General features: G+C 62.2%; 15 protein-coding genes, 4 tRNA genes and 1 pseudogene. 13 read left to right on the top strand and 7 right to left on the bottom strand.

Annotated features, from left to right (window positions below; translation table 11 throughout):
* The first annotated feature begins 75 nt into the window (after positions 1-75).
* The 4 genes from IB234_RS15470 (at position 76) to IB234_RS15455 (ending at position 6,232) form a co-directional block, all read left to right on the top strand.
* Complete coding sequence (locus tag IB234_RS15470) at positions 76-1,929, top strand: DUF1302 domain-containing protein (protein ID WP_192319424.1); 1,854 nt, start codon at positions 76-78, stop codon at positions 1,927-1,929.
* A 14-nt stretch (positions 1,930-1,943) separates the two neighbouring features.
* Entirely contained in the window at positions 1,944-3,302 is a 1,359-nt protein-coding gene (locus IB234_RS15465) for a DUF1329 domain-containing protein (protein ID WP_192319422.1), read from the top strand.
* 18 nt (positions 3,303-3,320) lie between these two features.
* Positions 3,321-4,712 carry a DUF1254 domain-containing protein gene (locus tag IB234_RS15460; protein WP_192319419.1) on the top strand — a complete coding sequence of 464 codons (1,392 nt, stop codon included), beginning with the start codon at positions 3,321-3,323 and terminating at the stop codon, positions 4,710-4,712.
* A 137-nt stretch (positions 4,713-4,849) separates the two neighbouring features.
* Entirely contained in the window at positions 4,850-6,232 is a 1,383-nt protein-coding gene (locus IB234_RS15455) for a DUF1254 domain-containing protein (protein ID WP_192319417.1), read from the top strand.
* Positions 6,233-6,492: 260 nt separating this feature from the next.
* Here IB234_RS15455 and IB234_RS15450 read toward each other — a convergent pair whose 3' ends face one another.
* From IB234_RS15450 to IB234_RS15430, 5 genes are all read right to left on the bottom strand, one after another.
* Entirely contained in the window at positions 6,493-9,561 is a 3,069-nt protein-coding gene (locus IB234_RS15450; RefSeq protein ID WP_192319415.1) for an efflux RND transporter permease subunit, read from the bottom strand.
* Positions 9,558-10,580, bottom strand: coding sequence for an efflux RND transporter periplasmic adaptor subunit (locus IB234_RS15445; protein ID WP_192319413.1), 1,023 nt, complete (start codon positions 10,578-10,580; stop codon positions 9,558-9,560). Before IB234_RS15445 ends, IB234_RS15450 begins: the two co-directional genes overlap by 4 nt.
* A 119-nt stretch (positions 10,581-10,699) precedes the next feature.
* Positions 10,700-11,479, bottom strand: coding sequence for an ABC transporter permease (locus IB234_RS15440; protein WP_192319411.1), 780 nt, complete (start codon positions 11,477-11,479; stop codon positions 10,700-10,702).
* Complete coding sequence (locus tag IB234_RS15435) at positions 11,476-12,408, bottom strand: ABC transporter ATP-binding protein (RefSeq protein WP_192319409.1); 933 nt, start codon at positions 12,406-12,408, stop codon at positions 11,476-11,478. The genes IB234_RS15440 and IB234_RS15435 overlap by 4 nt, the downstream gene beginning before the upstream one ends.
* 124 nt (positions 12,409-12,532) lie before the next feature.
* Complete coding sequence (locus IB234_RS15430; protein WP_192319407.1) at positions 12,533-13,207, bottom strand: transglutaminase-like domain-containing protein; 675 nt, start codon at positions 13,205-13,207, stop codon at positions 12,533-12,535.
* A gap of 115 nt (positions 13,208-13,322) precedes the next feature.
* Here IB234_RS15430 and IB234_RS15425 point away from each other — a divergent pair, with 115 nt between their 5' ends.
* Both IB234_RS15425 and IB234_RS15420 read left to right on the top strand, forming a co-directional pair.
* Entirely contained in the window at positions 13,323-15,767 is a 2,445-nt protein-coding gene (locus IB234_RS15425; RefSeq protein ID WP_192319405.1) for an acyl-CoA dehydrogenase, read from the top strand.
* Between the two features lie 73 nt (positions 15,768-15,840).
* Positions 15,841-16,251, top strand: a complete 411-nt coding sequence (locus IB234_RS15420) for a PA2817 family protein (protein ID WP_192319402.1) — start codon at positions 15,841-15,843, stop codon at positions 16,249-16,251.
* 94 nt (positions 16,252-16,345) lie between these two features.
* Here IB234_RS15420 and IB234_RS15415 read toward each other — a convergent pair whose 3' ends face one another.
* On the bottom strand, positions 16,346-17,113 hold the full coding sequence (locus IB234_RS15415) for a hypothetical protein (protein ID WP_192320057.1): 768 nt from the start codon (positions 17,111-17,113) through the stop codon (positions 16,346-16,348).
* Between the two features lie 220 nt (positions 17,114-17,333).
* On the opposite strand from IB234_RS15415, the gene IB234_RS15410 reads away from it, so the two are divergent.
* The 5 genes and pseudogenes from IB234_RS15410 to IB234_RS23975 all read left to right on the top strand — a co-directional run.
* Positions 17,334-17,409 (top strand) — tRNA-Glu (locus tag IB234_RS15410).
* A gap of 2 nt (positions 17,410-17,411) precedes the next feature.
* Positions 17,412-17,487: transfer RNA gene (locus IB234_RS15405), tRNA-Gly, on the top strand.
* A 102-nt stretch (positions 17,488-17,589) separates the two neighbouring features.
* Positions 17,590-17,665 (top strand) — tRNA-Glu (locus IB234_RS15400).
* A gap of 5 nt (positions 17,666-17,670) precedes the next feature.
* A tRNA-Gly gene (locus IB234_RS15395) sits at positions 17,671-17,746 on the top strand.
* Positions 17,747-17,908: 162 nt separating this feature from the next.
* Positions 17,909-18,112, top strand: a pseudogene (locus tag IB234_RS23975) (site-specific integrase); the annotation flags it as partial.
* 235 nt (positions 18,113-18,347) lie between these two features.
* Here IB234_RS23975 and IB234_RS15390 read toward each other — a convergent pair.
* Entirely contained in the window at positions 18,348-18,896 is a 549-nt protein-coding gene (locus IB234_RS15390; protein ID WP_192320055.1) for a sugar O-acetyltransferase, read from the bottom strand.
* Positions 18,897-19,429: 533 nt separating this feature from the next.
* On the opposite strand from IB234_RS15390, the gene IB234_RS15385 reads away from it, so the two are divergent.
* Positions 19,430-19,696: a hypothetical protein gene (locus IB234_RS15385; RefSeq protein ID WP_192319400.1), complete on the top strand. Its 267-nt coding sequence runs from the start codon at positions 19,430-19,432 to the stop codon at positions 19,694-19,696.
* A 591-nt stretch (positions 19,697-20,287) separates the two neighbouring features.
* Positions 20,288-20,596: a hypothetical protein gene (locus IB234_RS15380; RefSeq protein WP_192319398.1), complete on the top strand. Its 309-nt coding sequence runs from the start codon at positions 20,288-20,290 to the stop codon at positions 20,594-20,596.

The raw sequence follows: 20,596 nt of genomic DNA, 5'->3' as shown, positions 1-20,596 counted from the left end.
CACAGGCTCGCTCATGCCCGGAAAACCGAAAAACGCGTAACAGACCAACCCACAAGAACAAGAGGTAGTCACGCAATGAACCCCATTCAACCCCCATGGCGGCAGGCCAGCCTTGCCCTCGCCGTCAGCCTTGCTGCGATGCCCGCGGCCGCAGTGAACTTCCAGCTCGGCGAGATCGAAGGCCAGCTCGACTCCAACCTCTCGGTCGGCGCCAGCTGGGCGCTGCGCAACCCGAGCGAGGAGCTGATCATCTACCGCAGCGGCGATGACGGGCGGCGCAATTTCGAACAGGGCAAGACCTTCTCGAAGATCTTCAAGGGCATCCACGACCTGGAGCTCAAGCACGGCGATACCGGCGTGTTCCTGCGCGGCAAGTACTGGTACGACTTCGAGCTCAAGGACGAGAGCCGCGGCTACAAGGACATCGACGACAGCAACAGCAAGGAAGGCGCCAAGTCCGCCGGCGCGCAGCTGCTCGACGCATTCGCCTACCACAACTACCTGATCGGCGAGCTGCCCGGCGCGGTGCGCCTCGGCAAGCAGGTGGTGAGCTGGGGCGAGAGCACCTTCATTCCCGGCGGCATCAACAGCATCAACCCGGTGGACGTCGCTGCCTTCCGCCGCCCGGGCGCGGAGATCAAGGAGGGTCTGATCCCGGTGAATATGTTCTACCTGTCGCAGAACATCACCGACAACCTCTCCGCCGAAGGCTTCTACCAGCTGGAGTGGGACCAGACGGTGGTCGACAACTGCGGCACCTTCTTCTCCCAGACCGACGTGATCGCCGAGGGTTGCGATAACCTGCGCAACGGCCCGGCGCTCGACCAAAATGCCGCGGCTCAGGCTGCGCTCAGCCCGTTCGGCATCCTGCTCACCGACGAAGGTGTGAAGGTGCCGCGCAGCGGCGACCGCGATGCCCGCGACGGTGGCCAGTGGGGCATGGCCCTACGCTGGTTCGCCCCGGAGCTGAACAGCGAGTTCGCCGGCTACTTCATCAACTACCACAGCCGCCAGCCGTACTTCAGCACCACCACCGGACCGAACACCACCAACCTGGATTTCGCCCCGCAGCTGTGTGCCAACCTGGGCATTCCCGGGCCGGGCTGCGCCGGCTTCATCGGCAGTGCCAATGGTCAAGGTCTGGTACAGGCCTATCGCCTGGGCACCGCGCGCTACTTCGCCGCATTTCCCGAGGACATCCGCCTCTACGGGCTGAGCTTCAACACCAGCCTGGAAACCGGCACCACCCTGGCTGGCGAGATCAGCTATCGGCCGAACATGCCGATCCAGATCAACCCGATCGACCAGGTCTCTGCCGTGGTGGGCATCGCGCCCATCACGCCGCTGGTGAGCTCCGGCGACACCCCGCTCGGCAACAACCAGGACATCTACGGTTACCGGCGCAAGGAAGTGACCCAGGCGCAGGTCACCGCCACCCACTTCTTCGATCAGGTGATGGGCGCGGATCGCCTGACCCTGATCGGTGAGGTCGGCATGACCTGGATCGGCGGCCTGGAGGGCAAGGACGGTGTGCGCTACGGCCGTAGCACGCAGTACGGCCAGGGCGCGCTGTATCCGGACAACTCGATCTGCACCGACATCACCAACGTCAAGTCGGCCGCCAACTGCAACGACGATGGCTTCACCACCGGCCACTCCTGGGGCTATCGGGCGCGTGCCATCTGGGAGTTCAGCAACCTGATCCCCGGCGTACAGCTCAACCCCAACCTGGCCTGGTCGCACGACGTCAGCGGCTATGGCCCGGAGCCGGGCTTCAACGAAGGCTCCAAGGCCATCAGCCTCGGCATCGACGCCACCTACCTCACCACCTACAGCGCCAGCCTGTCGATCACCAACTACTTCGGTGGCGATTACAACGTGAACGAAGACCGCGATTTCGTGGCGCTGAGTTTCGGCGTGTCATTCTGAGCGGAGACATAACAATGAAAAGCACACCTCTGATCCTTACCCTGCTCGCCAGCCTGATCTGCAGCGCAACACAAGCCGCCGTCAGCGCCGAGGAAGCAGCCAAGCTGGGCACCACACTGACGCCAGTCGGCGCCGAGAAAGCCGGCAACGCCGATGGCTCGATCCCTGCCTGGACCGGCGGCCTGGCGAAGGATGCCGGCACCATCGATGCAGCGGACTTCCTCAGCAACCCGTTCGAAGGCGAGCAGCCGCTGTTCACCATCACCGCGCAGAATGCCGAGCAGTACCGCGAGCAGCTGAGCCCGGGGCAGCTGGCGATGCTCAAGCGCTACCCGCAAACCTATCGCCTGCGCGTGTTCCCGACCCATCGCAGCGCCGCCCTACCCGACCCGGTTTACCAGGCCATCGCGCGCAACGCGGTGAGTTCCAGCCTGATCGCCGGCGGCAACGGCCTGCAGAACCTGGATACCGCCATCCCCTTCCCGATTCCGCAAAACGGCCTGGAAGTAGTGTGGAACCACATCACCCGCTATCGCGGCGGCAGCGCCCGGCGCAGCCATGTGCAAGCCACGCCGCTGGCCAACGGCACCTTCACCCAGGTGCACTTCAAGCAACAGCTCAGCTACCGCGACAAGGTCAAGGGCTTCGATCCGCAGAACCCGGGCAACGTGTTGTTCTACTACAAGCAGATGGTCACCGCGCCGGCGCGCCTGTCCGGCGACGTGGTGCTGGTCCACGAGACCTTGGACCAGGTCAAGGAGCCGCGCATGGCCTGGCTCTACAGCGCCGGCCAGCGCCGTGTGCGCCGCGCGCCGCAGGTCGCCTACGACGGCCCTTACCCGGCCTCCGAAGGCCAGCGCGTGGCGGACAACCTGGACATGTTCAACGGCGCCCCGGATCGCTACGACTGGAAGCTGGTCGGCAAGAAGGAGATGTACATCCCCTACAACAACTACCAGCTCGACTCGCCCAAGCTGAAGTACGCCGACCTGGTCAAACCGGGGCACATCAACTCCGACCTGACCCGCTACGAGAAGCACCGCGTCTGGGTGGTGCAGGCCACGCTCAAGGCCGGCCAGCGCCATATCTACGCCAAGCGCGAGCTGTACATTGACGAGGACACCTGGCAGATCGCCCTGGCCGACCACTACGACGCGCGCAACACCCTGTGGCGCACCGGCGAGGGCTACCAGAGCTACCGCTACGACCAGCAACTGCCCTGGCTGAGCGTGGAGGCGCTGTACGACCTGATCAACGGCCGCTACATCGTTTCCGGCATGCGCAACGAAGAGCGCGGCGGCCTGGAGTTCGGCTTCGAGTCCCTCGCCGCCGAATACACCCCCACCGCGCTGCGCAATGCCGGCGTCCGCTGATACCGAGGAGTAAGCGACATGCCACTCAGCAAGAAACAGCGCTGGGGCCTGGGCATCGGAGCCGGCGCGCTGCTCGCCGCCGGCCTCTGCGGCTACAGCGTCATCCAGCAAGCCCGGGAAACCGCTCAGGCCTACCTGTTCGGCTACCCGCTGGTGATGATGGAAGTCACCAAGCAACACCAGATGCTGATCGGCACCAGCGCCATGAACCGTTTCAACCACGCCAAGCGCTTCCCCGACCCAGGCTTCAATGGCGTGGTTTCGCCGAACATCGACACGCTCTACAGCATCAGCCACTTCGACCTGCGCCACGAGCCGCTGGTGATGGAGATCCCCGATACCAGCGGGCGCTTCTACATGCTGCAGATCATGGATGCCTGGAGCAACGTGGTGATCAGCCCCGGCACCCGCACCATCGGCACCGCACCGAAACGCTACCTGGTGGCCGGGCCGGACTGGCACGGTGAAACGCCGGCAGGTCTGGAACTGGTGCGCGTGCCCACGCAACTGGCCTGGCTGATCGGGCGCATCCGCAGCGCCAATGAGCACGACTACCAGGCCGTCACCCAACTGCAGGAGCACTTCAAGCTGATGCCGCTGAGCAGCTGGCAGGGGCAGCCGACCGGCCCGGCCACGCCGGTGGCCATGGTCGAGCTGCCACGCCTGGCACTGAGCCCGTCACCGGATCGCCAGGTGGCGACCTGGAGCCAGGACGAGTTCTTCGCCACCTTCTGCCGCCTGCTCAAGGACAACCCACCTGCCAGTGCCGATGCACCGATGATGCAGCGCATCCAGGCCACCGGCCTGCTCGGCGAAGGCTGCACGGCGCAGCTCTCGCCGCTGCAGAAGTTCGGCAGCTCACTCGGCTACAGGAAGGTGCAGGAAGCCCTGGCCAACGCCCGGCAACTGCTCGAGGAGCTGCCGACCTACAACGGCTGGCGCATCGGTTACGACCTGGGCGAGTACGGCACCCGCTACGAGCAACGGGCAGTGGTGGCGAAGATCGCCCTCGGCGCCAACCTCGCCGCAGATGCCATCTACCCCAACCTGTGGAAGGACCAGGACGGCCAACCGTTGAGCGGCGAGCATCGCTACGTGCTGCACTTCAGCAAGGAGCAACTGCCGCCGGTGCGCGCCTTCTGGTCGCTGACCCTATACAACGGCCAGCAATTTCTCAGCGCCAATCCGCTGAACCGCTATGCCCTCAGCGATGGCAGTGACCTGCACTACAACGCCGACGGCTCGCTGGATCTGTACGTGCAGCACGAGCAACCGCAGACACCCGAGCAGTTGAGCAACTGGCTGCCGGCTCCGACAGACGACTTCAGCCTGTTCCTGCGCCTGTACTGGCCCGAGGACTCGGTGCTGAACAAGCAGTGGCTGCCACCTGCTATTAAGCGCCTGCCGTAGGCTGTGCGACACCTCGGGGATATTGCCCCGTATGCCCCGAGCACTCTCTGGCCTCGGGGCTTTTTCATGCTGGCACGGGTGAGCGATTGCAACCATAGCCGCTCGACTCGCCGAATGATTCGATACTGGAAACGACCATGAACACTCCATCGCGAAAGCCAAGCCCCCTCTGGAAGAGCACGATCGCTGCGAGCCTGCTGGTACTCCTGCTGGGCGCCGGCCTGGTCTGGAGCCAGCTCGAGACCCTGCGCCTGGCGGCCCGCGGATACGTGTTCGGCTATCCCCTGGTGCTGGCCGACCTGACCCGCCACAACTTCGTCGCCGGCATAGCTCCCGCCAACCGGCTGGTACACATGCCAACCTTCCCCGACGCCGACTTCCGCGAGTTCGTCCGTCCCAACGTGGACACGCTCTACAGCCAGGCCTGGTTGGATATGGATGCCGGCCCCTGGGTCTTCGAAGTGCCGGCAAGCCAGCGCTACCTGCTGATGCAGTTCCTCGATGGCTGGAGCAACGTGTTCGCCAGCCTCGGCACCCGCACTCTCGGCAGCGAGGGTGGGCGCTTTCTGCTGGCCGGCCCCAACTGGAACGGAGAGGTGCCAGCCGGCCTGACACTGTTGCGCTCACCAACCCGCATCAGCTGGCTGCTGGGGCGCATCCAGACCAACGGCAAGGCCGACTACCCAGCCGTGCATGCGATCCAGGCCGGCATCCAGCTGCGCAGCCTGAGGGACTGGCAGCAGAACACCAACAGCCCTGCCCTGCCCTTCCCCCTGCCGGAAGAACCTGGGGTGTCGCCGCTGTACCAGATTCGCGCGCTGACGGCGCCGGACTTCTTCAGCCGCCTGGCGACACTGTTGCCGGACAACCCCGCCGCTGCAATCGACGCGGTAGCCATCGCCGAACTGGAACGACTCGGCGTAAGCAGCGATGGCGTAGCGCCAGAGTGGAACTGGTTGCAAACCCAGACCATGCGCTTTGGCGTATGGCTGGCAGAAAGGGAGATGCACAACTCGCTGCAACGCCGCGACGGGCTGGTCAACGGCTGGCGCCAGCCACCGATGCATATCGGCGCCTACGGCGAGGACTATGGTCTGCGCGCCGTCGTGGCCATGGCGGGCTTCGGCGCCAACCTGGCGGCAGATGCGATCTACCCGAACGCTAACCTCGATGGCCGGGGCCAGCAGCTACAGGGCGGACAGCGCTACCGCCTGCACTTCGACGCCGGCCAGCTGCCACCGGCCAAGGCTTTCTGGTCGGTGACCGCCTATGACGGCGACGGATACCTGATCGCCAACTCACTGAGCCGCTACGCCTTGGGCGACCGCGACCAGCTCACCTACAACGAGGACGGATCGCTGGACCTGCTGCTGCAAAGCGAGGCCCCAGGCCCCGCGCAGCACAACAACTGGATACCGATCCCCCAAGACGGATCGTTCAGCCTCACCGGCCGGATGTATTTGCCCGAACAAAGCATGCTCGACGGCCAATGGCATATGCCTGCCATAGAGCGGTTGTAGCTTTCCCCGGAGCCAGCTGCTCGCTTCCGAGCGTCCGCTTCTGGCCGATTCTGTTGAAAAACTCCCTCGGAGATTTTCTTCGCCGAAAGTGCGCGGCTGAGGCTGAAATCTGAATCGTTGCGCTGGTCGAGTTGCTCTGGATTTCGCGTAGAAGCGCTCGATTTGTACATTTTTCCGGCTACGAGCAAGTAGCTCTGTCGCACATCGAGTTTTTCAACAGAATCGGCCGGAAGCGGCCGACTGCACAGACTGCAAACGACCTAAGCCAAACCACCCTCGCCCTGCTCCACCCCCAGCGGCCGCCAGCGGCGCAGTAGGGTATACAGCGTCGGCACCACGAACAGGGTGAAGAAGGTGCCCACCAGCAACCCGCCGACGATGACCATGCCGATCTGCTGGCGGCTCTCGGCGCCAGCCCCGGTGGCGATGGCCAGCGGCAGCGAGCCGAGGACCATGGCACCGGTGGTCATCAGGATCGGCCGCAGGCGCTGCACCGAGGCCTCCAGCACCGCCTCGCCCAGCTCGCGCCCCTCCCGCAGCAAGTGGTTGGCGAACTCGACGATAAGGATGCCGTGCTTGGTGATCAGCCCGATCAGCGTCACCAGGCCCACCTGCGAGTAGATGTTGAGGGTGCCGCCGAACAGCTTGAGCGCCAGCAGCGCGCCGGCCATCGACAACGGCACGCTGAACAGGATGATCAGCGGGTCGAAGAAGCTCTCGAACTGCGCCGCCAGCACCAGGAAGATGAACACCAGGGCCAGCACGAAGATCAGCGCCACGCCACTGCTGGAGTCCTTGAAGTCGCGCGAGATACCGGTGTAGTCGAACTGGGTGTCCGGCGGGAAGATCGCCCGCGCCTTCTCTTCCAGATGATCCAGCGCCTCACCCAAGGTGTAGCCGGAACCGACGTTGGCGCTGACCGTGACCGCACGCAGCTGGTTGAAATGGTTGAGCTCGCGCGGTGCCACCGTCTCGCGTACCTCGATCAGGTTGGAGAGCTGCACCATGTTGTCGTTGCGCCCACGCACGTAGACCCGGTTGAGGTCTTCGGGGTTGCTGCGGTCGACGTCTTGCAGCTGCACCAGTACGTCGTACTGCTCGCCGTTCTGCTTGAAGCGGGTCACCTGGCGGCTGCCGAACAGGCTCTCCATGCTGCGGCCGATGGTGGCAACGTCGGTGCCCACCGCCACCGCCTGCTCACGATTGACCGTGACCTTGAGCTGCGGGGTATTGAGCTTGAGGTCGGTATCCAGGCTCTCCAGCCCTGGGTAGCCACGCACCTCAGCCAGCAACTTGTCGACGTACTGCTGCAACTCGGCATATTCCAGCGACGAGCGAATCACGAAATTGACCGGCTGATTGCGCGCGCTCTGCCCCAGCGGCGGGCGGTTGATCGGGAAGGCGCGCACGCCGGGGATGTCCTGCAGCTTGGGCAGCAACTCGTCGCGGATTTCGAATTGGCTGCGTGAACGCTTGTCCCAGTCCTCCAGCTTCATGAACGACAGGCCCTGGGCCACCGTGGGGAAGCCGACGATGACCATGTAGCGATTAGTCTCCGGCACCGAGGCGTAGGCCGCCTCCAGCTGCCGCGCGTAGCGGCTGGTGTAGCCGACGGTGGCGCCGTCGGGGCCGTTGATCGAGCCGACGATGGTGCCGGTGTCCTCGGTCGGCGCCAGCTCGCTGCGCAGGCCGCTGAACAACCAGGCACACAGCAGCAGGATGATCACCAGCAGCGCCACCACCGCCCACCAGGCACGCAGGGTACGCTCGAGCAAGTGGCGATAGTTGTAGGTCAGGCCGTTGAGGAAGCCTTCGATGAGGTTGTAGAAGCGATTGTGCTTTTGCTGCGGCACATGGGCCTTGAGCAAGTGGCCGCACATCATCGGCGACAGGGTCAGGGCGACGAAACCAGACACCAGCACGGCCCCAGCCAGGGTCCAGGCGAACTCGGTGAACAGCTTGCCCGACGTGCCCTGCATGAAACCGATCGGCGCATACACCGCCGCCAGGGTCAGGGTCATGGCGATCACCGGGAAGGCGATCTCACGGCTGCCGATGAAGGCTGCCTGCATCGGTTTCATGCCCTGCTCGATGTGACGGTGAATGTTCTCCAGCACCACGATGGCATCATCCACCACCAGGCCGATGGCCAGGACCATGGCCAGCAGGGTCAGGGTATTGATCGTGAAGCCCATCAGCGCCATCAGCGCGCAGGCGCCGATCAGCGACACCGGAATGGTCACTAGCGGAATCAGAGTGGCACGCAGTGAGCGCAGGAACAGGAAGATGATCAGGATGACCAGCACCACCGCTTCCCAGATGGTGGCCTGAACGTTCTTGATCGACTCGCGGATGAACAGCGAGTTGTCGTTGGCCACCGCCATCTCCATACCTTCCGGCAATAGCTCGCGGATCTCCGGCAAGGCCTCGTTGAGGCCATCGGATATCTCTAGCGGGTTGGCAGTGGCCTGCTTGACCATGCCTACCGCCACTGCCGGTCTCCCGGTAAAGCGCACCACCGTACGCTCGTCGGCGGCACCGATCTCGGCATGGCCGACGTCGGACAGGCGCAACAGATAGCCACGCGAGTCGTCGAGGATCAGTTGGTTGAATTCCTCCGGGGTCTTCAGGTCGGTTTCCGACAGCACGCTGAACTCGCGCTGCACCGACTCAATGCGCCCGGCCGGGATCTCCACGTTCTGCCGGCGCAGTGCATCCTCCACGTCCTGCACGGTAAGGTCGTGGGCAGCCAGCTTCTCCGGGTCGAGCCAGATGCGCATGGCATAGGTACGCGCGCCGCGCACCTGAACCTCGGACACGCCGGGAATGATTTGCAGCCGGTCCTGCACCACCCGTTCGATCACATCGGTGATCTCCATGGCGGAGAAGCGTTCGCTATAGAAGGCCAACCACACCACCGGCTGGGCATCGGCCTCGACCTTCTGCACCATCGGTTCGTCGATTTCGTCCGGCAGCAGGCTACGCACCCGGCCCAGACGATCACGCACGTCGTTGGCGGCCTCGTCGGAGTTGCTGCCAAGGCGGAACTGGGCGGTAATCTGGGTGTTTTCCGAGCGACTGATGGAGCTGACGAAGTCCAGCCCCTCGATGCCGGACAGCACGTCCTCGATCGGCTGGGCGACCTGGGACTCCATGATTTCCGGGCTGGCGCCGGGGTAGATGACGTTGACCGTGACGATCGGCACGTCGATGTTCGGGTACTCGCGCACCGCCAGGCGCTGGTAAGCCAACAGGCCGAGCAAAACGATGATCAGCGACAGCACGGTGGCGAACACCGGCCGGCGGATGCAGATGTCGGAGAGGGTCATGCGCCCTCCCCGCGCTGGACGGTGCGTACCTCATCTCCGGGGCCGACCTTCTGCCAACCGGCACTGATCACTGTCTCATCACCCTGCAGCCCTTCCACCACCTCGGCACGGCCGCGCAGGCGCTGGCCGATGCGAATCTGCCGACGCTCGACCTTGCCATCCACCACCAGGTTGACGAACAGCAGCTGGCCCATGGGCATCACCGCCTCTTCCGGAATCACCAGCGCCTTCGGGCGCTCGGCGAGGATCACCGACACCTTGACGAACTGCCCGGGCTTGAGCCGGTGGTCGCTGTTGGCCACCTGGGCGCGAATGGCCTGGCTGCGGCCAACCTCGTCCAGCCGCGGGTTGAGAGCGATGATCCTGCCCTGGAAGCGCTCGCCGCCGAAGGTGTCCAGCGTCAGCTCCACGACCTGACCGATACGCACCTGGCTGACCGCCTTCTGCGGCACGCGGAAGTCGACCTTGAGCGGGTCGAGCACTTCCAGGTTGACGATGTCTTCGCCGGGGCTGAGGTAGTCGCCGATACTGACCAGGCGTAGGCCGAGCACACCGTCATAGGGCGCGCGGATCTGCGTTTTGTCCAAGCGCGCCTGGGACAAAGCCAGGCTGGCACGGGCAGCCTGTTGTTGGGAGCTGGCTTCGTCGAGGGCCTGGGCGTTGCTGGCACCACGCTTGAACAGCATCTGCGCGCGAGCGAAGCTTTTCTCGGCAAGATCGAGGTTGGCGCGGGCCTGGGCCAGTTCAGCGCGGGCAATGGCATCGTCGAGACCGACCAACAGGTCGCCGGATTTCACTGCCTGGCCTTCCTGAAAATACAGGATGGCGATTCGGCCCTCGACTTCCGGGCGGATCATGGTGGACTCATCCGAACGCAGCGAACCGAAGGTGATCAGCTCGTCACGTACCAGCGTACGCTCGGGCTGCGCCACTTCCACCAGGGTCCTCTGCTCAGCCAGCACCAGACTACTGCCGAGCAGGCCCAACATCAGGGGCCACAGCACGCGACGGACAATCATCCACCTTGCCTCTTGTCATTGGAGTAAGCGAGGGAGTCTAACGGCTATGCCGTGACGGGATTGTCAGTGACAAGTAAATCTGGCGCCAGCCTGTGACTCCATATTTCCTGGTGATGCCGTTACTGCCGCATGCCCCTGCCGCTTTTCAGCAGGCGAATGCAGAACAGGTACAACAGACTGCTGGCCAGCAGCATCATGCCGATGGCGATGCCGATATTGATGTCGGAGACGCCGAGGATGCCGTACCGGAAGGCGTTGACCATGTGCAGGATGGGGTTGATCAACGACACGTGCTGCCAGAACTCCGGCAACAGGCTGATCGAGTAGAACACCCCGCCCAGATAGGTCAGTGGCGTCAGCACGAAGGTCGGCACGATCGAAATGTCGTCGAAGTTGCGCGCATACACGGCGTTGATAAAGCCGCCCAGCGAGAACGTGATGGCGGTGAGCAGTATCACCAGCACCGTCACGCCCAGGTGATGCACCTGCAACTGGGTGAAGAACAGCGACAACAGCGTGACGATCAGCGCCACCGCCAGGCCGCGCAGGGCGCCGCCAATGGTGTAGCCGATAAGGATGGTGTGTGGCGACACCGGCGATACCAGCAGCTCCTCGATGTTGCGCTGGAACTTGCTGCTGAAGAAGCTCGACACCACGTTGCTGTAGGAGTTGGTGATCACCGACATCATGATCAGTCCCGGCACGATGAATTCCATGTAGGAGAACTCACCGACACCACCGACCTGGCTGCCGATCAGACGACCAAAGATCACGAAGTACAACGCCATGGTGATCGCTGGCGGCAACAACGTCTGCGGCCAGATGCGCATGAAGCGGCGCACCTCACGGCGCACGATGGTCTGCAGGGCGACCCAGTTGGAGGCGAATTCCGGACTCATTTCGCCACCTTCGCCAGGTTGTTCTGCACCAGGGAGACGAACAGCTCCTCGAGACGGTTGCTCTTGTTGCGCAGGCTGAGCACCTCGATGTTCTGCATCGCCAGTTGGCGGAACAGTTCAGTGATGCCCAAGCTCTTCTCCACTTGCACCTCCAGGGTGTGGTGGTCGACCAGGCTCACCGGGTAACCCTGCAGCAACGGCGCCGCCGTCAGGCTCTCCTTCAGGTCGAGCAGGAAGGTCTCTACATGCAAAGTCTTGAGCAGCGCCTTCATGCTGGTGTTCTCGACGATGCTGCCGTGGTCGATGATGCCGATATGGCGGCACAGCTGTTCGGCCTCTTCCAGGTAATGCGTGGTTAGGATGATGGTAATGCCCTTCTGGTTCAGCTCGGTGAGGAAACTCCACATGGAGCGGCGCAGCTCGATGTCCACACCGGCAGTGGGCTCGTCGAGGATCAGCAGGCGCGGCTCGTGGACCAGCGCCCGAGCGATCATCAGGCGCCGCTTCATGCCACCGGAGAGCATGCGTGCAGCCTCGTTGCGCTTGTCCCACAGGCCGAGTTGATTCAAGTACTGCTCGGCACGCTCCTTGGCCAGACGTTGTGGAATGCCGTAGTAGCCGGCCTGGGTCACGACGATATCGAAGACCTTTTCGAACTGGCTGAAGTTGAACTCTTGCGGTACTACGCCGAGGCAACGCTTGAGCCCGGAAGGGTCGCGATCCAGGTCATGACCGAACACCTCGACAGTACCGCCACTTTTGTTTACCAGGGTGGAGAGGATGCCGATGGTGGTGGACTTGCCCGCGCCGTTAGGGCCGAGCAGGGCGAAGAAGTCGCCCTCGGCGACATCGAGATCGATGCCCTTGAGGGCCTGGAAACCGTTGTCGTAGGTCTTGGTCAGTTGCCGAATGGACAGCGCAGAACTCATGAGGGATAGCTACTCAGCGATGGGAAGGCTTAGATAGGGTCCGGGCAGGACAATTGCAACCATTGGTTTCAGGGTAGCCTGCCCGCCTGCGGCCCAGGAAAAAAGCCCGCGAGACTGATGTTAACTATCGACCTCCTTCATGCATTGACGCGGCCTCTGCCTGCAGATCGCCGCGCAGGAAGGCCGAGCCCTCTTCGAACAGATGCGGATAGCACTGGCGCAGGTGGCCGAAGAACAGCTCCAGCGGCAGGTCGTCGAACTGACCATGGTCAGCCAGATACTCCACGTAGCGCGCCCCGTCGGCGTTGAAAGGATGGAAGACGCTGTCGCTGCGCCCATCGAACTCCAGCGGCTCCACCTTGAACATCTGGCACAGCGCCAGGTTGAACGCCGGCGTGGCCTTGACCCACTGACCTTCGATGAACAGCTCGGTGTAGCCATGCATGGCAAACACCTCACTGCGCAGCATTTCGATCAAACGCGGGGTGGACAGATGGTTACGCACATCGGCCAAGCCGATGCGCGCCGGTATCTCGCAATGCCTAGCGCAAGCCGCCAGCAACAGGGCTTTGGGCACGCAGTAGGACTCGCCGGCAACCAACGCATGGCTGGCCTTGAGCGTCTCGTGGTCAGGGCTGAACACGTAGGGGTTGTAGCGGATCTGATCGCGCACCGCATAGTACAGACTCACCGCCTGCGCGCGAGGGTCGCAGCTGGGGCCACGCGAAAGCTCTGCGAACTCGACTACCCTGGGGTGGTCACTATCCACGAAGCGGCTGGGTATAAGGCTGGACTGCATCAGGATTCTCCAAGGTGCTGATTCCAGTCTATCCAGCCCTGTCACGCCGGGTACACGACGATCCGGCCAAGCTCGCCGGCCTTACCGCCAAGGCCGGTCTCACGGAGGATTGCGCATGCTCGCTGTCTGGTTGCTGATTCTGTTGTTCGGCGTCGCCTATCTCGCCTATTCCCGCATGGCCGCCCTGCCCGCTCTGGGCATGGTCGCCGGTTACCTGATCCTGCTCGGTCTGTTCGGCAATGCACCCGGCTGGCTGGAACTGCTGCTCTGGCTACTGTGGCTCGGCGTGGCCATTCCCATCGCCCTGCCGGAGTTGCGCCGCAAGCTGATTACCGGCCCGCTGTTCGGCTGGTTCCAGAAGGTACTGCCGCCGATGTCCGCCACCGAGCGCGATGCCATCGAGGCCGGCACCGTGTGGTGGGATGGCCAGTTGTTCAGCGGCCGCCCGGACTGGGACGTACTGCTGAACTACCCCGCCGCCAAGCTCAGCGACGAAGAACGCGCCTTTATTGATGGCCCGGTGGAAGAGCTGTGCGCGATGGTCAGCGACTGGGAGATCGGCCAGCAGCTGGACCTGCCCGAAAAGGCCTGGCAACACATCAAGAGCAACGGCTTCTTCGGCCTGATCATTCCCAAGGAATATGGCGGCAAGGGCTTCTCCGCCTATGCCCACTCCCAGGTGGTAATGAAGCTGTCGACCCGCTCCGGCGACCTCGCTTCCACCGTGATGGTGCCCAATTCCCTCGGCCCGGCCGAACTGTTGCTGCATTACGGCACCGACGAACAGCGCCAGCACTACCTACCGCGCCTGGCGCGCGGCGAGGAAATTCCCTGCTTCGCCCTCACCGGCCCGCTGGCCGGCTCCGATGCCGGCGCAATGCCAGACACCGGCATCATCTGCAAAGGCCAGTGGAATGGCGAGGAAGTGCTCGGCCTAAGCCTGGCCTGGGAAAAACGCTACATCACCCTCGGCCCGGTCGCCACGCTGCTCGGCCTGGCCTTCAAGGCCTATGACCCAGACCATCTGCTGGGCGACAAGGAAGACCTCGGCATCAGCCTGGCGCTGATTCCCACCGACACACCCGGCGTGGAAATCGGCCGCCGTCACCTGCCGCTCGGCGCCGCCTTCATGAACGGGCCCAACTCAGGCAAGGACGTGTTCGTGCCGCTGAGCTGCCTGATCGGCGGCCAGGAGTACCTCGGCAAGGGCTGGATGATGCTGATGAACTGCCTGTCCGTGGGCCGTTCCATCTCCCTGCCCGCTGGCGGAACTGGCGCGGCGAAGATGTCTGGCCTGGTCAGCGGCCAGTACTGCCGCGTGCGTGAACAGTTCGGCGTGCCACTGGCAGCGTTCGAAGGCATCCAGGAAGCGCTGGCACGCATCGCTGGCAACGCCTGGATGATGGATAGCGCACGCACCCTCACCGCCAGCGCGGTAGATCTGGGCGAGAAGCCCTCGGTACTGTCGGCCATCCTCAAATACCACCTGACCGAGCGCGGCCGCGAATGTATCGGCCACGCCATGGACGTACACGGCGGCAAGGCCATCATCATGGGCCCGAACAACTATCTGGCTCGCGCCTGGCAAGGGGTGCCGGTGTCGATCACGGTCGAGGGTGCCAACATCCTCTCGCGCAACCTGATGATCTTCGGCCAGGGCGCCATTCGCTGCCATCCCTTCGTACTGGACGAAATGGCACTGGCGGGTCGCGAAGACCATGAGCAGGCCCTGCTGGAGTTCGACGATCTGCTGCTCAGACACGTGGGCTTCGCCGTCGGCAACGCCGCCGGCGCCCTGCTGCATGGCCTGACCCTGAGCCGCTTCGGCAACGTACCCGGCGACAACCTCAGCCGCCCCTACTTCCGCTCGCTGAATCGCCTGGCCTCGGCCTTCGCCCTGCTGGCCGACAGCAGCATGATGTTGCTCGGCGGCGAACTGAAGCGCCGCGAACGTTTGTCTGCACGCCTCGGCGATGTACTCAGCCATCTTTATCTGGCCAGCGCCGCGCTCAAGCGCTACCACGACCTGGGCAATCCAGAGCCGCTGCAACCGCTGCTGCGCTGGGCACTGGAGGAAAATCTCGGCCTCGCCGAGCAAGCACTGGACGAGCTGCTGAGTAACTTCCCAAACCGCCTGTTCGGTTGCCTGCTGCGCATCGTGGTGTTCCCTCTGGGACGCCGGCACAAGGGCCCGGACGACGAGCTGGACGCCGAGGTCGCGGCCATTCTCGGCCGCACCCGCGGCGACCCTGCGCTGGAGAGCCTGCTCGACGGCTGTTACCGGCCACAGGGCGCCAACGATCCAATCGCCGCACTACAGCAGGCGGTCGACCTGCTCGATGGCGCTGCACCGACCCACCGCAAACTGCACAAGGCACTCAAGGCCGGCCTGCAGTTACAGCCCGGCGAGCATGAAATCGATGCAGCCCTGCGCGAGCAGCAGCTGACTGCCGAGGAGGCCGAGCAGCTGCGCCAGGCCGAAACGGCGCGACGCAGAGTGATCGACGTGGACGACTTCGCCAAGGACGACATCAAGCTGAGCCGCGGTAAGGTCCGCTAAACCTCCCAGTCGGGACAGCACGGGCGCGGAGCCTTATACTCCGCGCCCGTTTTCGTTTTACAGGACATTCCTCATGGCCACTGCCTACCTCGACCACCATCTCGCCCTGCTCGCCCATCTGCGCGGCATCCTGGTCGCCCTGGGCGAGGCCGAGCAGGTGGAAGACGATACCCATGCTCTGTTTCTAGAACGCTTCGACGATCTGCTGGCACAACTGCCGGCAGATCCGGAGAGCAGCCAATACCTGGGCCAGGACATCATCAGCCAGGTCTTCCACCGCTACCCGCAGATCGCTCACCTGGTCCCGCGCGACCTGCTGTGGTTCTTTGGCGGAGATTGCCTGCATTTCATGCCAGATGAGGAGATCGAGCTGTTCCAGCGCCTCGACGAGCGCCGCTTCGAGGCCGAGGAGAACGACGAGCCGTTCGACTGGAACCGCGAGAAACAGCTACTGGCCCTGCCCCAGGACAGCGCCAAACACTGAAGCCCCACAACTGAAAAGGCCCGCTCGGCATAACGGCGGGCCTTTTTCATGAACGCATCTAGATAGAGATAAGACCCTGAAGAAGCAGACCGACTCAGTCGTAAATGTTCTTCTTCTTCCAGTCGTCCCCCTCCAGCCCCTTCAGTCCCTCGGTCAGCTCGTTGACCTCGTCTGGTTCGGGAGCCGTGTTCTCCAGCACCATGGCATTGGCCCGGGCCAGCAGCTCTTCTAGCTGTTTGAGCTGTGTCTTGTAGCGCTGAGGATCATTCTGCTTACGCAGATATTGCACGCCACGCTCATAAGCAAGCCGCGCCTGCCCGGGCTGCCCCTTTTGCAGATACTGCTGACCCAGATTACTGAAGAACTCGAAATGCAGCTGCACCAGCATATGGCGTATCTCGCCTAGCCAGCGTTTACCCTCGGCGGCTGGCAGCAGGTGCTCCTGGGCCGCTCTCGTGATCTGGCCGTGCAGATTCTCCAACAGAAAGCGTATTTCCTTGGCCTTGGCCTCGGTTGCTATCTGCTGAGGGGGGTTGCCGACCGGAATATCGTCTTTCTTGGCCACCAACTCGCGGAGCTCGGCTAGTCGACCCTTCAGCTTCGCATCCTGCTTATCAATGAGCAGGAGCTGCTCGCCGAACTGTAGCTCGAAGCGACTGAGCAACAGCTTCAGCGCAGGAGTGATCAGTTGCCCCGGCATGCTTTCGGATACATCGCGGCTACGGCGCATCCGATCATTCAGATCCGCTCTCAGCCGTGCCTTCTCCAACTTGCTGTTTTCCACCATATGGTTCACGTAACCAATGATGAACAGCACAACGATACCGGCAATTACCAGCGCGGTGATGACGACTGGAGACACCCTGAAACCTCCCGATGCGCTTCTTTTCGCCGAGTGTAGTGCCTTAGCCATCACGCTGATAGCCACTTGTCAGTTTCTACTGCGAAGTCTTTGATTTAAAAAAAGTTTTGATTGAGGGTTGACGCTCCATGAAAGGCTTCATAGAATGCGCGCCACTTTCAGCGAGTTGGTGAAAGCCAGTTAGGTGAAAGTTGGGATGCTGTTAAAAGCTCCTGGCCACGTCCCCTTCGTCTAGTGGCCTAGGACACCGCCCTTTCACGGCGGTAACAGGGGTTCGAGTCCCCTAGGGGACGCCATTGCGGGAATAGCTCAGTTGGTAGAGCACGACCTTGCCAAGGTCGGGGTCGCGAGTTCGAGTCTCGTTTCCCGCTCCAGTTTACGAAGCGCCGCTCACGGAGCGGCGTTTTGATTAGAGTTAAAGGTCGATGGCAACATCGGCTTGAAACACCGGAAAGCTGTTGTAAGCTCCGGGCCACGTCCCCTTCGTCTAGTGGCCTAGGACACCGCCCTTTCACGGCGGTAACAGGGGTTCGAGTCCCCTAGGGGACGCCATATTTGCGGGAATAGCTCAGTTGGTAGAGCACGACCTTGCCAAGGTCGGGGTCGCGAGTTCGAGTCTCGTTTCCCGCTCCAGTTTCACAATACGCCGCTCCCTGGAGCGGCGTTTTTGTTTGCACCTTGAATAAATAGTCCTATTGATTCAGCCGGCGCTCCAAACCAGATTGCGGCCAGCCGAACTCCGGTCATCCGGCGGCGAGCGAGAACGATGAACGCCTCCAGTCATCCACAGGATGGCCACCGTGCAACTGGCAGCATGCCTATGCGACAATCTCCCCGACGTCAGGCCTGAACCCCGCCTTTATTGCTCAGCAGCTCGGGCATTCCGTGCAAATGCTGCTCTCAACGTATGCGCGCTGGATCAATTCCACTTCGGACTGGTGCGAGCTGGATAAGCTCGGAACTGGTATCAGCTCAAACACAGCGCCTCTAAGTTACTGATAGGTAAACCCCTTGATCTCCACCGCAAATATCACCATGCAATTTTCCATGGTGTTTGGTGGTGGCTCATGTGCCGGATTCCGCGGCCTCCAGCCCACTGGGGCCACCTAAAACCACCCCAAAAACACTGCTTTGCCCCAAATTTTGCCCCAAGCTTTCGCTCCCTCCTCGCCCGTTCTGGGCAGACGCTCTCCCGAAAATCCGATCCGCTTTGCCAAGGGCGCCAGCTTCGCCATCAACGTTGACGCGCTGGATTTCCAACCACTGTCGCTCCAGCCAACACATCTCGGGTCACCACGCTCCCCGCGCCGACAATGGCATTGTCACCAATGCTGACGCCCGGTAGCACCATCGCACCGGCTCCAATCCACACGTTCTTCCCAATCGTCACGGGCCTTCCTGACTCCCAGCCCTGGGCTCGTAGCTCTGGTTCTCGAGGATGGTCAGCGGTGAGAATCTGCACGCCAGACCCGATCTGTGTGCCCTCGCCTATGACAACTGGATTCACATCTAGAATCACGCAGTTGTAGTTGAGAAACACGCTCCTGCCGATACGGATGTTGTACCCATAGTCGCAGTGGAACGGAGGACGGATATTTGCACCCTCGCCGACCTCGCCAAGCAGCTCAGTGAGCATCGCATGCCTCGTTGCAATGGATTCGGCGAGGGAGCTGTTGTACCTCACCATCCACTGGCATGCACGATCAGCATCGGCCTTGAGTTCGTCGTCAGCGGCGATATACAACTCCCCCGCCAGCATGCGCTCTTTCTGCGTCCGCTTCATGTCTCTCCCCCTGGGTTCGTTTGCTGCACCACGTGCGGCCCCATCTGCATCAAACGCTTGCAGCGATGCAGGCCTTTGTTTTTTCTGCCGCACGTACAAATCGACGTACAAAAACTTCTGTTTCTCCTTGCCCCTCGAAACGCCGACCGGTGATCTGGTTTGCTGACTTATCAGGCGATCAACCAATCACAATTGATACGGTAATCGAGAATTTCTATGAAACTAAGTGTGCAGCGGCTCCAGTTGGCTCTGGAGGGAAAGTACAGCGTCGCGGTGGAGGAGTAGGCGAGCACAACAATAGTTCGCTGCGTCACCCCTGAAGGAGCAGCAATCGCCATTAGAATTTTCAGCAGCCAGCAACTTCAGAATCAAGCGCTGGTTGACCTTGTTCTCGAAGATCTGGCTAACAGCCTTCGATAAGAGGCGATTCGGCCTTTTGAAGTGCGACTAATGTCGGGTGCCCTTTGGCCCCTGGCCAGCCTAAGCGAAGCGGAATATGCTTGGTTTAGAGCGTTCGGACAGGGTTGTCAGCAATGAAAGATTGGCTGTTGGTCTACAAGACGGCAGAGGGCATAGAACGGAAAATGGTGATTCAAGCAGATGCCATTCCAAAGCTAAAAGCCGTGGCCTGGCACGCCATCATGGATGCCTACGCACAGAACCCGCCCCATCCTCTGGGGAACCTCTCCGCAGAGAAGTGGCTGGAGAAATGCGGGATTGAGCTTGTTGACCTGATGCTGATCAGCAAGAAGAGCACTAAACGACTCCCAAATCTTGCAGCCCCTGAGCCGGATCAGTAGAGGGCGCCACCTCTACTTTGGCGAGAACCGGCCATTTGTCGTTCAGCTTCCGATACTTCTCCGGCGGTATGGTCGTGACGATGAACACTCGCTCTTGCTCACCTTCCCCTACCACCAGGCATTCCAAGGCCTCACCCTTCGGCACCTCGACCCACTGTGAAAGACGCCGACCTGTAAGGCCTGGGCTTGCGCGACCGACCATGAATCTATCGATCATGCCGTAGCCGCGTCTTGGCTGCAGATATGTCCAGCCCCCTGACTCGATGGTGCTCAGTCTGGCCCACCCGCCCTGCGGCCCCGCGCCTGCTTCTTTCTTGCGCCGGCCCCACTTGATCAGTCGAGACTCACCCGTATCGGCAAAAGTGACTGGTATTGCCGCATTGGTCGACTCGAAAATCACTTTGTAAACTCGGCCGTTGTGCCGAGCTTCGATACCGCTGCACATTGCAAGCGCCTCTTGATCGTGGCCTATTCTAATCGACACAACGTCGTACGGTTTCGGTCCACCGAAGCGACGAATAGCATGCAGTAAGGAGACCAATTCACAACAGCGCCAGCCTCGGGGCCTGGCCAGCATTCGAGATATCGTTTATGGATGACCTACTCGAAATACTTAAGCGCTCCTTCAACGGCGAATACACGGTTAGGCTGGAGGAGCGCGCCGATATGACGATTATTCGGTGCCATGACAAGGCGGGTATGGTAGTTGCCAGCCGCAGCCTAACCCAGGAGCAAAAGGCAAACCGCGAACTGGCCGCTCTGGTGATCGATGATCTGGTTTTGACAGTGACCCCAGCTTCTCTAATTTTGCTCCGGCCGTCTGTCCTCCTCCGCTCCGACGTAGTACCGGCGCCCGAAGGCACGGACGCCAACCCACATCACCCGACCAATCATGGTTGA

The organism is Pseudomonas sp. PDM16 (assembly GCF_014851865.1).
In the GTDB taxonomy this organism is placed as follows: Bacteria; Pseudomonadota; Gammaproteobacteria; order Pseudomonadales; family Pseudomonadaceae; genus Aquipseudomonas.
Note: the sequence above shows the minus strand (reverse complement) of the source record. Positions and strands in the feature narration are given on the sequence as shown.